This is a genomic window from Streptomyces sp. PKU-EA00015 (genome assembly GCF_013387495.1).
In the GTDB taxonomy this organism is placed as follows: domain Bacteria; phylum Actinomycetota; class Actinomycetes; order Streptomycetales; family Streptomycetaceae; genus Streptomyces.
Genome location: NZ_JABZEE010000008.1, coordinates 1 through 14,904 on the forward strand (window position 1 = coordinate 1; position 14,904 = coordinate 14,904).

12 protein-coding genes are annotated in these 14,904 nt (G+C 71.2%); 11 read left to right on the forward strand and 1 reads right to left on the reverse strand.

The window, feature by feature from the left end; translation table 11 throughout:
- Positions 1-4: 4 nt before the first annotated feature.
- The 9 genes from ftsW (at position 5) to HW130_RS07950 (ending at position 8,521) form a co-directional block, all read left to right on the forward strand.
- On the forward strand, positions 5-1,396 hold the full coding sequence (gene ftsW, locus HW130_RS07910; RefSeq protein WP_256355972.1) for a putative lipid II flippase FtsW: 1,392 nt from the start codon (positions 5-7) through the stop codon (positions 1,394-1,396).
- 6 nt (positions 1,397-1,402) lie between these two features.
- A complete protein-coding gene (murG, locus tag HW130_RS07915; RefSeq protein WP_177148718.1) occupies positions 1,403-2,497 on the forward strand; it encodes an undecaprenyldiphospho-muramoylpentapeptide beta-N-acetylglucosaminyltransferase in 1,095 nt (364 codons plus the stop codon).
- 13 nt (positions 2,498-2,510) lie between these two features.
- Positions 2,511-3,326, forward strand: a complete 816-nt coding sequence (locus HW130_RS07920; RefSeq protein ID WP_177148719.1) for an FtsQ-type POTRA domain-containing protein — start codon at positions 2,511-2,513, stop codon at positions 3,324-3,326.
- Positions 3,327-3,610: 284 nt separating this feature from the next.
- Positions 3,611-4,813, forward strand: a complete 1,203-nt coding sequence (gene ftsZ / locus HW130_RS07925; protein WP_177148720.1) for a cell division protein FtsZ — start codon at positions 3,611-3,613, stop codon at positions 4,811-4,813.
- Entirely contained in the window at positions 4,810-5,574 is a 765-nt protein-coding gene (gene pgeF, locus HW130_RS07930; RefSeq protein ID WP_177148721.1) for a peptidoglycan editing factor PgeF, read from the forward strand. Before ftsZ ends, pgeF begins: the two co-directional genes overlap by 4 nt.
- Positions 5,571-6,290: a YggS family pyridoxal phosphate-dependent enzyme gene (locus HW130_RS07935; RefSeq protein ID WP_177148722.1), complete on the forward strand. Its 720-nt coding sequence runs from the start codon at positions 5,571-5,573 to the stop codon at positions 6,288-6,290. The genes pgeF and HW130_RS07935 overlap by 4 nt, the downstream gene beginning before the upstream one ends.
- 124 nt (positions 6,291-6,414) lie before the next feature.
- A complete protein-coding gene (locus HW130_RS07940) occupies positions 6,415-7,020 on the forward strand; it encodes a cell division protein SepF (protein WP_177148723.1) in 606 nt (201 codons plus the stop codon).
- A 69-nt stretch (positions 7,021-7,089) separates the two neighbouring features.
- Positions 7,090-7,386: a YggT family protein gene (locus tag HW130_RS07945; RefSeq protein ID WP_177148724.1), complete on the forward strand. Its 297-nt coding sequence runs from the start codon at positions 7,090-7,092 to the stop codon at positions 7,384-7,386.
- A gap of 49 nt (positions 7,387-7,435) precedes the next feature.
- On the forward strand, positions 7,436-8,521 hold the full coding sequence (locus tag HW130_RS07950; RefSeq protein WP_177148725.1) for a DivIVA domain-containing protein: 1,086 nt from the start codon (positions 7,436-7,438) through the stop codon (positions 8,519-8,521).
- 281 nt (positions 8,522-8,802) lie between these two features.
- Here HW130_RS07950 and ileS read toward each other — a convergent pair whose 3' ends face one another.
- Positions 8,803-11,979 carry an isoleucine--tRNA ligase gene (ileS, locus tag HW130_RS07955; protein WP_177148726.1) on the reverse strand — a complete coding sequence of 1,059 codons (3,177 nt, stop codon included), beginning with the start codon at positions 11,977-11,979 and terminating at the stop codon, positions 8,803-8,805.
- A 551-nt stretch (positions 11,980-12,530) separates the two neighbouring features.
- On the opposite strand from ileS, the gene HW130_RS36695 reads away from it, so the two are divergent.
- Together HW130_RS36695 and lspA are read left to right on the forward strand one after the other, a co-directional pair.
- Positions 12,531-14,261, forward strand: a complete 1,731-nt coding sequence (locus HW130_RS36695) for a TraR/DksA C4-type zinc finger protein (RefSeq protein ID WP_309140362.1) — start codon at positions 12,531-12,533, stop codon at positions 14,259-14,261.
- A 72-nt stretch (positions 14,262-14,333) separates the two neighbouring features.
- Positions 14,334-14,894, forward strand: a complete 561-nt coding sequence (gene lspA / locus HW130_RS07965; protein ID WP_177148727.1) for a signal peptidase II — start codon at positions 14,334-14,336, stop codon at positions 14,892-14,894.
- The last annotated feature ends 10 nt before the right edge of the window (positions 14,895-14,904 follow it).

A 14,904-nucleotide genomic window follows, 5' to 3' on the forward strand; every position in this document is an offset into this window, starting at 1 on the left:
GCGCATGGCGGTGGCGTGGCGGGCGGGCCTCGCGGGGCCCGTCCCTGCCTTCGCCGGCGCAGCCGGCCTCGCGCTGCGCAGCCGGGCCGACGCGCCCCGGGCGAGGCTGATCCGGGCGGGCGGGAGCTCCCGCACCCCCAAGGCGCCCAGCGGCGGCGGACCCCGCGGCCCCCGACGGCTGTACGAGCAGGCGCGGCGGGCCTGGGACCGGCCCCTGACCGCGTACTACCTCATCCTCGGCAGCAGCCTTCTGGTCACGGTGCTCGGCCTCGTCATGGTCTACTCCGCGTCCATGATCCAGGCGCTGGAGTACTCCCTCCCCGCCTCGTACTTCTTCCGGAAGCAGTTCGTCGCCGCCCTCATCGGCGCGGGACTGCTGCTCCTCGCCTCCCGCATGCCCGTCAAGCTGCACCGCGCCCTGTCGTACCCCCTGCTGCTGGCCGCCGTGTTCCTGATGGTCCTCGTGCAGGTCCCCGGGATAGGGCATGCGGTCAACGGCAACCAGAACTGGATCTACCTCGGCGGCCCCTTCCAGCTCCAGCCCAGCGAGTTCGGCAAGCTCGCGCTCATCCTGTGGGGCGCCGACCTGCTCGCCCGCAAGCAGGAAAGGCGGCTGCTGACCCAGTGGAAGCACCTGCTCGTCCCGCTCGTCCCCGTCGCGTTCCTGCTCCTCGGCCTGATCATGCTCGGCGGCGACATGGGTACGGCGATCATCATGACCGCCATCCTGTTCGGCCTGCTGTGGCTCGCAGGGGCTCCCACGCGCCTGTTCACGGGGGTGCTCGGCATCGCCGTGTTCGTCGGTCTGCTGCTGATCAGGACCAACGAGAACCGCATGTCACGGCTCGAGTGCATGGGCGCGACCGACCTCGGGCCCAAAGGCGAGTGCTGGCAGGCCGTGCACGGCATCTATGCTCTTGCCTCCGGCGGATGGTTCGGTTCCGGTCTCGGTGCAAGTGTGGAAAAATGGGGCCAACTGCCCGAACCGCACACCGATTTCATCTTCGCCGTCGCCGGGGAGGAACTGGGCCTCGCGGGGACGCTGTCGGTGCTCGCGTTGTTCGCGGCTCTAGGCTATGCGGGTATCCGCGTTGCCGGACGCACGGAGGACCCCTTCGTGAGGTACGCAGCGGGAGGTGTGACCACCTGGATCACGGCCCAGGCCGTGGTCAACATCGGTGCGGTGCTCGGTCTGCTGCCGATCGCCGGCGTTCCGCTCCCGCTGTTCTCCTACGGCGGGTCGGCCCTGCTGCCGACGATGTTCGCCGTCGGGCTCCTGATCGCCTTCGCGCGACAGGATCCCGCCGCGAAAGCGGCCCTGGCCATGCGGAGGCCCGGGGTGAGATGGAAGTCGATGAGACGGCGCGTCAAGAAGCGTCCGTCCGGAGAGCGGTGAATTTCGGTGCATGTCGTACTCGCCGGCGGGGGGACCGCCGGCCACATCGAGCCCGCGCTCGCCCTCGCGGACGCCCTGCGCAGGCAGGACCCGGCCGTGGGGATCACAGCCCTCGGCACGGAGCGCGGACTCGAGACCAGGCTCGTCCCCGAGCGGGGTTACGAGTTGGCGCTCATCCCCGCCGTTCCGCTGCCGCGCAAGCCCACCCCCGAGCTGATCACCGTCCCCGGACGGCTGCGCGGCACCATCAAGGCGGCCGAGCAGGTCCTGGAGCGCACCAAGGCCGACTGCGTCGTCGGCTTCGGCGGCTACGTCGCCCTGCCCGGCTACCTCGCGGCCAAGCGCCTCGGCGTGCCGATCGTCGTCCACGAGGCCAACGCCCGTCCCGGCCTCGCCAACAAGATCGGCTCGCGGTACGCCGCGGGGGTCGCCGTCGCGACGCCCGACAGCAAGCTGCGCAACTCCCGCTACATCGGCATCCCGCTGCGCCACTCCATCGCGACCCTCGACCGCGCCCGGGTGCGCCCCGAGGCCCGCGCCGCCTTCGGTCTCGACCCCAACCTGCCGACGCTGCTGGTGTCCGGCGGCTCGCAGGGCGCCCGGCGCCTCAACGAGGTCATCCAGCAGATCGCTCCGGTGCTCCAGCGCTCCGGCATCCAGATCCTCCACGCGGTCGGTCCCAAGAACGAACTGCCGCACGTGGACAACATGCCCGGGATGCCGCCCTATGTGCCGGTACCGTACGTGGACCGGATGGATCTCGCGTACGCCGCGGCCGACATGATGCTCTGCCGCGCGGGCGCGATGACCGTCGCCGAACTCTCCGCCGTGGGCCTGCCCGCCGCGTACGTCCCGCTGCCGATCGGCAACGGCGAACAGCGGCTGAACGCCCAGCCGGTGGTGAAGGCGGGCGGTGGACTGCTGGTCGACGACGCCGAGCTGACCCCCGAGTGGGTCCAGGGCAACGTCCTCCCGGTGCTCGCCGATCCGCACCGGCTCTACGAGATGTCGCGCGCGGCCGCCGAGTTCGGCCGCCGGGACGCCGACGACCTCCTCGTCGGCATGGTGTACGAGGCGATTGCTGCACGCCGCCAGGCGTGAGAAGGCAGGGAGCGTGGCCGGACCGACCACCGCCGAACGCGGTGCACGAAACCCCCGTGACGGATCCGCCGGGTCCGAGGGACCGGTCCGCCCGCCCCGCCCGGACGACGGCGCCGGCCGGTCACACAGGCCGGGCCCGCGCGCTCTCGCCGTCGCCGTCGCTGCCGTCCTCCTCGCCGGGGGTGCGATCTGGCTCCTGTACGGCTCGAAGTGGCTGCGTGCAGAGCACGTGTCGACCACCGGCACCCAGGTGCTCACAGCCCAGCAGGTGGAGGAGGCGGCGGCGGTGCCTCTCGGCGCCCCGCTGATCGCCGTCGACACGGACGCCGTCGAGGCGCGGCTGCTGCGCGAACTGCCCCGCATCGACACGGTCGAGGTCGTGCGGTCGTGGCCGCACGGAATCGGTCTGAAGGTGACCGAGCGGCGACCGGTCCTGGTGGTCGAAAAGGGCGGAAAGTTCATCGAAGTGGACGCCGAGAGTGTCCGGTTCGCCACCGTCGAGACGGCCCCGAAGGGTGTCCCTCGACTGGAGTTGGCGACGGCTGCGTCCCCGAGCCTGCAGCGTTTCGGGGCCGACCGGCTGCTCGCGGAGGCCGTACGGGTCCGGGGCGATCTGCCCCACCGGGTCGCCCGCGACCTGACCACCCTCAAGGTGCGGTCATACGATCACATCTCCCTTGAGCTCAAGGGGGATCGGACCGTGGTGTGGGGCAGCGCCGAGGACGGCGAGGCGAAGGCTCGCACACTCGTGGCGCTGATGAAAGCAGCGCCCGCCGCACGCCACTTCGACGTGAGCGCCCCCACCGCCCCTGCGGTATCCGGGAGTTGACGCGCATATGTGCAGGCCAGCACCCTGGTTGGTCATGGCTGCGCGTGATCACATAGGGTGAAAAGAAAAACGGGAGGTTCGGCGTGTTCGTTGAACGTGCGCCACTTGTCGACTTAGTGTCCTGTTCGGAAGAGTCAAGGGAACAGACACACTGGTAACCCTAAACTTCACCGTTAGGGTTCGGGTCGGCAGCAGGCTGGTCGGGCCGTCCCCATTCGACATCAGTCGTCGCAGCGCAGCCCCGCGAGGCGGCGACACGTAAATCGAGGCGAGAGGCCTTCGACGTGGCAGCACCGCAGAACTACCTCGCAGTCATCAAGGTCATCGGTGTCGGCGGCGGTGGTGTCAATGCCATCAACCGAATGATCGAGGTCGGTCTCAAGGGCGTCGAGTTCATCGCGATCAATACGGACGCGCAAGCGCTGTTGATGAGCGACGCCGACGTCAAGCTCGACGTGGGCCGTGAACTCACCCGAGGCCTCGGCGCCGGAGCCAACCCGGCAGTCGGTCGCAAGGCGGCAGAGGACCACCGCGAGGAGATCGAGGAGGTCCTCAAGGGGGCCGACATGGTCTTCGTCACCGCGGGCGAGGGCGGCGGCACCGGCACCGGCGGCGCGCCCGTCGTGGCCAACATCGCCCGCTCGCTCGGCGCCCTGACCATCGGCGTCGTCACCCGCCCCTTCACCTTCGAGGGCCGCAGGCGCGCGAACCAGGCGGAGGACGGCATCGCCGAGCTCCGCGAAGAGGTGGACACCCTCATCGTCATCCCCAACGACCGGCTGCTGTCCATCTCGGACCGTCAGGTGAGCGTCCTCGACGCGTTCAAGTCCGCGGACCAGGTGCTGCTGTCGGGTGTCCAGGGCATCACCGACCTCATCACCACCCCGGGTCTGATCAACCTCGACTTCGCCGACGTCAAGTCCGTGATGTCGGAGGCCGGATCGGCGCTCATGGGCATCGGCTCGGCCCGCGGTGACGACCGCGCGGTGGCCGCGGCGGAGATGGCGATCTCCTCGCCGCTGCTGGAGGCGTCCATCGACGGCGCCCGCGGCGTGCTGCTGTCCATCTCCGGCGGTAGCGACCTCGGCCTCTTCGAGATCAACGAGGCCGCCCAGCTGGTGAGCGAGGCCGCCCACCCCGAGGCGAACATCATCTTCGGCGCCGTCATCGACGACGCCCTGGGCGACGAGGTCCGCGTGACCGTCATCGCGGCCGGCTTCGACGGCGGTCAGCCCCCGGCCCGCCGGGAGAACGTGATCGGCTCCGCGTCCGCCAAGCGCGAGGAGCCCGCCGCCTCGCAGCGCACCGAGAGCTCGCGCCCGGCGAGCGGCCTCGGCACCGTGCCCGTACGCGAGGAGCCCCAGGTCCCCGCCGAGCCGGCCCCCGTGGCGCAGGACCTCACGGCGCCGGCCTCGCCGCAGGTGCCCTCGGCCCGTCCGTACGACACCCAGGCCGAAGAGCTGGATGTTCCGGACTTCCTGAAGTGACAGTGCAGCACGACGCGATAGACGAGAGCGGCGCGCACTTCGCCTTCACCGACAGGTGGGGCGGGGTGAGCGCCGTTCCGTACGAGGAGCTCAACCTCGGCGGCGCGGTCGGCGACGACCCCGAGGCCGTGCGGACCAACCGCGCGATCGCCGCGAGGGCACTCGGGCTCGACCCGGCCGGGGTCGTCTGGATGAACCAGGTCCACGGCAGGGACGTGGCCCGGGTCGACGCACCCTGGGGGGACGCGGAGATCCCGCCGGTTGACGGTGTGGTCACCGCCCGGCGCGGACTCGCCCTCGCGGTGCTCACCGCCGACTGCACCCCCGTTCTGCTCGCCGACCCGGTCGCGGGCGTCGTGGGCGCGGCGCACGCGGGCCGGCCCGGAACGGTCGCCGGCGTCGTGCCCGCGACCGTCGAGGCGATGGTCTCGCTCGGCGCCGAACCGGAACGGATCATTGCCCGCACCGGACCTGCCGTATGCGGTCGTTGCTACGAAGTACCCGAGCAGATGCGGGCAGAAGTGGCCGAAGCGGAACCCGCCGCCTGGTCCGAGACCAGCTGGGGCACCCCGGCCGTCGACGTCACCGCCGCGGTGCACGCCCAGCTGACCGCACTCGGAGTGAGGGACCTGCGCGGATCGCGGGTCTGCACCCTCGAGTCGCGCGACCACTACTCGTACCGCCGTGACCGGACCACCGGACGGCTCGCCGGATACGTCTGGCTCGAGGGCGGGGAAGAAGAGGACCGGGAACAGGCATGACGGACCGCAGAACCGAACTCGCCGCGAATCTCGCGAAGGTGGAGGAACGGATCGCCGCCGCCTGCGCGGCCGCCGGCCGCAAGCGCGAGGAGGTGACCCTCATCGTGGTCACCAAGACCTACCCGGCCAGTGATGTTCGCCTTCTCCATGAACTGGGCGTGCGTCATGTGGCGGAGAACCGTGACCAGGACGCGGCGCCGAAGGCCGCCGCCTGTGCGGATCTGAACCTGCACTGGCACTTCGTGGGTCAGTTGCAGACCAACAAGGTCCGTTCTGTGGCGGGTTATGCCGATGTCGTGCAGTCTGTCGACCGGCTCAAGCTCGTTTCCGCCCTGTCGGCGGCCGCCGTGCGCGCCGAGCGCGAACTCGGCTGCCTCGTGCAGGTGGCGCTGGACGCCGAGTCGCAGCAGCAGGGCGCCCGGGGCGGCGTCGCGCCGGACGGCGTCGAGGGGTTGGCGGCGGCGATCGCGGACTCACCAGGACTGCGGCTCGACGGACTGATGACCGTCGCGCCGCTCGCCGGACCGTACGCGGGACGGCAACAGGCGGCGTTCGAGCGGCTGATGGAATTGTCATCCGGCCTGCGCGTGGCCCATCCGGCTGCGAACATGGTGTCAGCAGGCATGAGTGCGGACCTCGAACAGGCCGTGGCGGCCGGAGCGACACATGTGCGCGTCGGTACGGCGGTACTCGGAGTCCGACCCAGGCTCGGGTAACGTCGCGAAGCAAGTCGGACCACAGTAGAAAATATGGTCATTCCCGCCCATAGCGGGCTGACCCAGTGGATCGTGGGCACTTGGTGACGCAAGCCGATCCACCACAGAGCGGAGGACTCAGAGAATGGCCGGCGCGATGCGCAAGATGGCGGTCTACCTCGGCCTCGTGGAGGACGATGGGTACGACGGCCGGGGCTTCGACCCCGATGACGACTTCGAACCCGAGCCGGAGCCGGAGCGGGAGCACCGGCGGCACCAGCCCCCGCACCAGGTCGAGCGGGAGGAACCGGTCCGGGTGACGGTGCCGCCCGCCCAGCGCGAGCCCGCCCCCCTGCCTGTCGAGAGCGGACGCCCGGCGCGTATCGCGCCCGTGGCATCCATCACACCCGAACGTCCGAACCTGGAGAAGAACGCACCGGTGATCATGCCCAAGGTCGTGTCCGAGCGGGAGCCCTACCGCATCACCACGCTGCACCCACGGACCTACAACGAGGCCCGTACCATCGGGGAACACTTCCGCGAGGGCACGCCTGTGATCATGAATCTGACGGAGATGGACGACACCGACGCGAAGCGACTTGTCGACTTTGCCGCGGGTCTCGTCTTCGGTCTGCATGGCAGCATTGAGAGGGTGACGCAGAAGGTGTTCCTGTTGTCTCCTGCTAACGTCGATGTCACGGCGGAGGACAAGGCCCGCATCGCAGAGGGCGGATTCTTCAACCAGAGCTGAGAACGACACCGGGAACGACCCGGCCGAGAGGCCGGCTGAGATGGGATCCAGGGGAGAGGGAAGCGCGGGATGAGCGTCGCACTACAGGTGGTCTACATCGCGCTGATGTGCTTCCTCGTTGTCCTGATCTTCCGGCTTGTCATGGACTACGTCTTCCAGTTCGCCCGTTCATGGCAACCCGGTAAGGCGATGGTGGTCGTTCTGGAGGCCACCTACACTGTCACCGATCCACCGCTCAAGCTTCTGCGGCGGTTCATTCCGCCGTTGCGTCTCGGGGGCGTGGCACTCGACCTGTCCTTCTTCGTTCTGATGATCATCGTCTACATCCTGATCTCCATCGTTCGTGGAGTGGGGAACTCGATGTGAGCGATACGGTCCTGCCGACTGCCGACGACTACGTAGAGGTGAAGAAGAGATGCCGCTGACCCCCGAGGACGTGCGGAACAAGCAGTTCACAACCGTCCGCCTCCGAGAAGGCTATGACGAGGACGAGGTCGATGCCTTTCTCGATGAGGTCGAGGCCGAACTGACCCGCCTGCTCCGCGAGAACGAGGACCTGCGCGCCAAGCTGGCCGCGGCGACCCGTGCGGCGGCGCAGAACCAGCAGCAGCAGGGCATGCGCAAGCCGCCGGAGCCGCAGGACGGCCGCGGTCCCGGCGCGCCTGTGCCCGCCGCCATATCCGGACCGCCGGTCCAGCAGCAGCCCCCGCAGATGGGTCCCCCCCAGCTGCCCGGTGGTGCGCCTCAGCTGCCGGCCGGTCCGAGCCACGGCGGCCCCCAGGGTCCCGGCGGCCCGATGGGCCCCGGCCCGATGCAGGGCGGTCCCATGGGTGGCCCGATGGGCGGCCCCATGGGCGGTCACGGCGGCCCGCAGGGCGGCCCGATGGGTCAGGGCCCCGGCGGCGACAGCGCCGCGCGTGTGCTCTCGCTCGCCCAGCAGACCGCCGACCAGGCGATCGCCGAGGCCCGTTCCGAGGCCAACAAGATCGTCGGAGAGGCGCGTTCGCGTGCCGAGGGTCTCGAGCGTGACGCCCGGGCCAAGGCCGACGCCCTCGAGCGGGACGCCCAGGAGAAGCACCGCGTGGCGATGGGCTCGCTGGAGTCCGCGCGCGCCACGCTGGAGCGCAAGGTCGAGGACCTGCGGGGCTTCGAGCGCGAGTACCGCACGCGTCTGAAGTCGTACCTGGAGAGCCAGCTGCGTCAGCTGGAGACCCAGTCCGACGACTCGCTGGCGCCGCCGCGCACTCCGGCGGCCGCGTCGCTGCCGCCGTCCCCGGCGCCCTCCATGGCCCCGGCCGGTGCGAGCGCGCCGTCCTACGGCGGCAACCAGACGATGGGCGGCCACGGCCCGTCGCCGTCGGGCCCGTCGTACGGCGGTCAGCAGCAGATGTCGCCGGCGATGACCCAGCCGATGGCACCGGTGCGGCCGCAGGCGCCGCAGCCGATGCAGCAGGCGCCGTCGCCGATGCGGGGCTTCCTGATCGACGAGGACGACAACTGACGGGGTTGCGCGCGCAGCGCGCGTAGCCGTCGGCAGACTGCGGGGCCGGGCCCGGAGTGCGTATGCGCTCCGGGCCCGGCCCTTTGCGTGTGTGCTGTGCGGCCCGTCCGGGGACCGGTGCGAAGGGCGCGGTACGCGGTCCGGGGCGGGGTACTGCTCGCGGCCGCCAGGCCGTAGGGGAGCGGGATCCCCCGGAGCCCGACCCCGGCCCCAGGCGCGGAGCCGCCGGAAACGACGGGGCCCGGCAGCTTGCGCTGCCGGGCCCCGTCGCGCGCCGCGCGCTACGCCTTCCGCAGGCGGAACGTCAGCGACAGGCCCTCGTCCTCGAAGGGCGAGCCGTACGACGCGTCCGCCTCACCCTCCGCGAAGTCCGTCGCCAGCACCTCGTCCGCGATCAGCGACGCATGGTCCGCCAGCGCCGACGACACCTCGGCGTCCGTCGAGCGCCACCGCAGCGCGATCCGGTCCGCGACGTCCAGGCCGCTGTTCTTGCGTGCCTCCTGGATCAGGCGGATCGCGTCACGCGCCAGGCCCGCCCGGCGCAGCTCCGGCGTGATCTCCAGGTCGAGGGCGACCGTCGCGCCCGCGTCGGACGCCACCGACCAGCCCTCGCGGGGGGTCTCCGTGATGATGACCTCCTCCGGGGACAGCGTGATCGTCTCGCCGTCGACCTCCAGCGTGGCCTCGCCCGAGCGCAGTGCCAGGGACAGCGCCGCCGCGTCCGCCGCGGCGACCGCCTTCGCCACGTCCTGCACGCCCTTGCCGAAGCGCTTGCCGAGGGCGCGGAAGTTCGCCTTCGCCGTCGTGTCGACCAGCGAGCCGCCGACCTCCGACAGCGACGCCAGCGAGGAGACGTTCAGCTCCTCGGTGATCTGCGCGTGCAGGTCGGGGGAGAGGGACTCGAAACCGGCCGCCGCCACCAGGGCGCGGGACAGCGGCTGGCGGGTCTTCACACCCGACTCGGCCCGCGTCGCGCGGCCCAGCTCGACCAGCCGGCGCACCAGCGCCATCTGGGACGACAGCGTCGGGTCGATCGCGTCCAGGTCGGCGGCCGGCCACGAGGACAGGTGCACCGACTCGGGGGCGTCCGGCGTCACCGGGACGATCAGGTCCTGCCACACCCGCTCGGTGATGAACGGGGTCAGCGGCGCCATCAGCCGGGTGACGGTCTCGACGACGTCGTGCAGCGTGCGCAGCGCGGCCTTGTCGCCCTGCCAGAAGCGGCGGCGCGACCGGCGCACGTACCAGTTCGACAGGTCGTCGACGAACGCGGACAGCAGCTTGCCGGCGCGCTGGGTGTCGTACGCCTCCATGGCCTGCGTGACCTGGTCCACCAGCGCGTGCAACTCGGACAGCAGCCAGCGGTCCAGGACCGTGCGCTCGGCCGGGGCCGGATCCGCCGCCGACGGCGCCCAGCTCGACGTACGGGCGTACAGGGCCTGGAAGGCGACCGTGTTCCAGTACGTGAGGAGGGTCTTCCGCACCACCTCCTGGATCGTGCCGTGGCCGACGCGTCGGGCCGCCCAGGGGGAGCCGCCGGCCGCCATGAACCAGCGGACCGCGTCCGCGCCGTGCTGGTCCATCAGCGGGATCGGCTGCAGGATGTTGCCCAGGTGCTTGGACATCTTGCGGCCGTCCTCGGCGAGGATGTGGCCGAGGCACACCACGTTCTCGTACGACGACTTGTCGAAGACCAGGGTGCCGACGGCCATCAGCGTGTAGAACCACCCACGCGTCTGGTCGATCGCCTCCGAGATGAACTGCGCGGGGTAGCGCTTCTCGAAGATCTCCTTGTTCTTGTAGGGGTAGCCCCACTGCGCGAACGGCATCGAGCCCGAGTCGTACCAGGCGTCGATCACCTCCGGCACGCGCGTCGCCGTCTGCCCGCAGCCGTCCTGCGGGCAGGCGAACGTCACCTCGTCGATGAACGGGCGGTGCGGGTCCAGCCCCGACTGGTCCGTGCCGGTCAGCTCGGACAGCTCCGCGAGCGAGCCGACGCAGGTGAGGTGGTCGTCCTCGCAGCGCCAGATGGGCAGCGGGGTGCCCCAGTAGCGGTTGCGGGAGAGCGCCCAGTCGATGTTGTTGTTGAGCCAGTCGCCGTACCGGCCCTGCTTGACGGAGTCCGGGAACCAGTTGGTCGCCTCGTTCTCCGCGAGCAGCCGGTCCTTGATCGCGGTGGTGCGGATGTACCAGGACGGCTGCGCGTAGTAGAGCAGGGCCGTGTGGCAGCGCCAGCAGTGCGGGTAGCTGTGCTCGTACGGGATGTGCCTGAAGAGCAGCCCCCGGGCCTGGAGGTCGGCCGTGAGCGCCTCGTCGGCCTTCTTGAAGAAGACGCCACCGACCAGCGGGACGTCCTCCTCGAAGGTGCCGTCGGGGCGGACCGGGTTGACGACCGGCAGGCCGTAGGAGCGGCAGACCTTGAGGTCGTCCTCACCGAAGGCCGGGGACTGGTGGACCAGACCCGTACCGTCCTCGGTCGTCACGTACTCGGCGTTGACGATGTAGTGCGCGGGCTCGGGACTGTGATCATTGGTTCCCTCGCTGACGCTCGGGAACTCGACGAGCTCGAAGGGGCGCTGATACCTCCAGCGCTCCATCTCCGTGCCCGTGAACCTCTGTCCGGTGGCCTCCCAGCCCTCGCCGAGCGCCTTCTCCAGCAGCGGCTCGGCGACGACCAGCTTCTCCTCGCCGTTCGTCGCGACGACGTACGTGACGGAGGGGTGGGCGGCGACGGCGGTGTTGGACACCAGCGTCCACGGGGTCGTCGTCCACACCAGCAGCGCGGCCTCGCCCGCGAGCGGGCCGGAGGTCAGCGGGAAGCGCACGAAGACGGACGGGTCGACGACCGTCTCGTAGCCCTGCGCCAGCTCGTGGTCCGACAGGCCCGTGCCGCAGCGCGGGCACCAGGGGGCGACACGGTGGTCCTGGACCAGCAGGCCCTTGCCGAAGATCTCCTTGAGCGACCACCACACGGACTGCACGTAGTCCGGGTCCATCGTGCGGTACGCGTCGTCGAGGTCGACCCAGTAGCCCATGCGGGTCGTGAGCTCCGCGAACGCGTCCGTGTGGCGGGTCACCGACTCGCGGCACTTGGCGTTGAACTCCGCGATGCCGTACGCCTCGATGTCCTTCTTGCCGGAGAAGCCGAGCTCCTTCTCGACGGCGAGCTCGACGGGCAGACCGTGGCAGTCCCAGCCGGCCTTGCGGGCGACGTGGTAGCCGCGCATGGTGCGGAAGCGGGGGAAGACGTCCTTGAAGACGCGGGCCTCGATGTGGTGGGCACCGGGCATGCCGTTGGCCGTGGGCGGGCCCTCGTAGAACACCCACTCGGGGCGGCCCTCGGACTGCTCCAGGCTCTTCGCGAAGATCTTGCTCTCGCGCCAGAAGTCGAGCACGGCGTGCTCGAGCGCGGGCAGGTCTACCTGAGCGGGCACCTGGCGGTACTGCGGCGGTGTCATCGTCTCCTCCGGCGGACTGTTCGTCGTTCCGTCCGGAGGGACGAAAGCCGATGCTCGTGCGGCTTCCGCGGTACCACCCTCCTTGGCGGTGCACGGGTCACCGCCCCCTCATTGGGGTCGCGAGGCCGGGTCTACTCGCCTGCTGGCTTTCTTCCGGCGGCTCCGGGGTGATGCTTCACGTCGCGCTCGCCCCCGGGCTCTCACCGTCCCCGGGTCGCTCATGGCTGCGTACGCCGCTACTCGTCCCCATCCACGCCTTTCGCTCCGCCCAGTGTACGGGCCGCGGCGAGGGGCGGCCGACCGCTTTTCGCGGCGCCGTCGCGCGGTGGTGCCGTTGACCCGAATGGCCATACGGACGTCTCCGCGGCCGGGGCGTGCCGCTGGAGCGGATTACAGGGCGGGGAGCTGGGCACAACGGATGCAGGCCCGGCTCCTCGCAGCCCGGGGCGGGGCCGAACCGGCGGCGTGCCCCGTTGCCGCAGGGCTGGTGTCGATTTATCGTCCCAGCACGATTCGCGAGCAAGATCACAATATGTGAAGGGGCCGCGGTGATGGTGGCGAAGAAGACCGCCGAGAAGACGGCGTCAGCGCGTTCCGTCGCCACGTCCCGGACGGCGCGCTCGGGGCGCATGCCCCGGAAGACCCCCGCGGAACACGTCCCCGAGCCGGCGGGGGCCGTTGCGGATGAAGCCGCGCCTGCGAAGAAGCCGACCGCGGCCGGGACGGCCGACCGGACGGCCCGGCGGGCCCGGGCCGCGTCGGAGGCCGGTGAGGCCCCGTCGTCCGGCACCAGGGCCGCGAAGCGGGCGGCCGGGTCGGCGTCGGCTGGGAAGAAGGCAGCCCCTGCCGCCGGGAAGGCGCCCCGTACGCGGGAGGCCCCGGAGCCGGTGAAGCGCGCACGCGGCAAGGCCGCCGGCGGCGTGGATGCGGTCGAGCCGGCCGAGGCCGTCGGCAAGAAGGCGGCGCGGAAGGCCGCGCGTGCCAAGACCACCGCCGGTGGTGAGGCTGCCGAACAGGCGGCCCCCGCCAGGAAGGCGGCGCGCAAGGCCACGACCGGAAAGGCCACCGCCGGTACGGCTGCGGAGGCAGGGTCGGCCGCGACCGGCCCGGCCGCCAAGAAGGCCGCCGCCGAGAAGCGTGCTGCCGGGCAGTCGGCCGCGCGGAGCCGGCGAGCGCAGGCAGCTGCTCCTGAGGCCAAGGCGACCACGTCCCGCTCGACCGCCAGGAAGGCTGCGGACACTGCAGACCGAAGGGCCGCCGATGATGCCGGTGCCGGCAAGGCCCGTGCGGCCGCTGACGGCGGAGAGCCTCTGGTGTCGGGCGGCACGGCCGCGCGGCGCAAGGCCGCCGGGGCCGGTGCCGGGAAGGGCCGGCGTGCGCAGGCGGTCCCGGCGGGTGACGAGCCTGCGGCGGCGGGCGGCGAGGCCGCCCACGCGGCCGAGTCGGCCAGGACCACCGGTGCCGGGAAGGGCCGGCGCGGGCAGGCGGTCCCGGCGGGTGACGAGCCTGCGGCGATGGGCGGCGAGGCGGTGGCCGGTGAGGCCGCCCAAGGCGAGGAGCCTGGGGCGTCCGGCGGTACGGCCGTGCGTCGCAAGGCGGCCACCGGGCCCGGTGCCGGCAGGGGCAAAGCCGCGCAGGCCGGCACGGGCGGCGAGGCAGGCGTCGAGGAGGAGTCCGGCGGGCGCGGGGACGTGTCGGGGAAGAAGGCCGCCGCCAAGAGGTCGGCGGCCAGGAAGGCCACGAAGAAAGCCGCATCCGCGGCCGAGGCCGCACAGCAGACAGGAGCCAGGACGGTGGCAGCGAAGAAGACCGCGGGCAGGGTGTCGGGCGGAGCCGGAAGCGCGGTGGCGGTGCCCACCGCCCGTGCGGCGGCCGCGACCCCGGCCGGTGAGCTGGCGGTACGGCCCGGCGAGGACCCCTGGACCCCCGAGGAGGTCGCCGAGGCGAGGGCGGAGCTCGCGGGCGAGGCGGCCCGTCTCACGGCCGAGATCACCTCGTCCGAGACCGCGCTCGTCGGGCTCATGCGGGACTCCGGCGACGGAGCGGGCGACGACGAGGCCGACACCGGCACGAAGAACATCACGCGCGAGCACGAGATGGCGCTCGCCGCCAACGCCCGGGAGATGCTGGAGCAGACCGAGCGGGCGCTGCAGCGGCTGGACGCGGGGACCTACGGTCTCTGCGAGAGCTGCGGCAAACCGATCGGCAAGGCCCGTATGCAGGCGTTCCCCCGCGCGACCCTGTGCGTCGAGTGCAAGCAGAAGCAGGAGCGGCGGAGCTGACACCGCACCCGTGTGGCGCACCCGTGTGCCGTACCCTCGTCCTCAGTCAGGCACCTAGGTTGAGGGACTCACGTGGCAGAGTCGGAGCGCATCATCGGTACGCCAGATGTTGACGACGAGGCGGCGGCACCTGCCGAGCAGCCCCAGGGCAGGCGCAGGGTCGTCGCGCTCTTCGCAGTGGCCCTCGTGGCCTATCTGCTGGACCTGGTCAGCAAGATCATCGTGGTGGAGAAGCTGGAGCACCACGCTCCGATCGAGATCATCGGCGATCTGCTGAGGTTCGAGGCGGTCCGCAACCCCGGCGCCGCCTTCGGCATGGGCGAGGCCTTCACCATCATCTTCACCTTCATCGCGGCGAGCGTGATCGTCGTGATCATCCGGCTGGCGCGCAAGCTGTACAGCCTGCCGTGGGCGATCGCGCTCGGCCTGCTGCTCGGCGGTGCGCTCGGCAACCTCACCGACCGGATCTTCCGCTCGCCCGGCGTCTTCGAGGGCGCGGTCGTCGACTTCATCGCGCCCGCGCACTTCGCCGTCTTCAACCTCGCCGACTCCGCGATCGTCTGCGGCGGTGTGCTCATCGTGCTGCTGTCGTTCCGGGGCCTGGACCCCGACGGGACCGTCCACAAGGACTGACAAGGCATAC

Coding starts and splice junctions, on each gene's coding strand:
- HW130_RS36695 (WP_309140362.1), top strand. CDS start 12,531: ATGGTGGCGAAGAAGACCGCCGAGAAGACGGCGTCAGCGCGTTCCGTC.
- HW130_RS07950 (WP_177148725.1), top strand. CDS start 7,436: ATGCCGCTGACCCCCGAGGACGTGCGGAACAAGCAGTTCACAACCGTC.
- ileS (WP_177148726.1), bottom strand. CDS start 11,979: ATGACACCGCCGCAGTACCGCCAGGTGCCCGCTCAGGTAGACCTGCCC.
- HW130_RS07945 (WP_177148724.1), top strand. CDS start 7,090: ATGAGCGTCGCACTACAGGTGGTCTACATCGCGCTGATGTGCTTCCTC.
- ftsW (WP_256355972.1), top strand. CDS start 5: ATGGCGGTGGCGTGGCGGGCGGGCCTCGCGGGGCCCGTCCCTGCCTTC.
- HW130_RS07935 (WP_177148722.1), top strand. CDS start 5,571: ATGACGGACCGCAGAACCGAACTCGCCGCGAATCTCGCGAAGGTGGAG.
- HW130_RS07940 (WP_177148723.1), top strand. CDS start 6,415: ATGGCCGGCGCGATGCGCAAGATGGCGGTCTACCTCGGCCTCGTGGAG.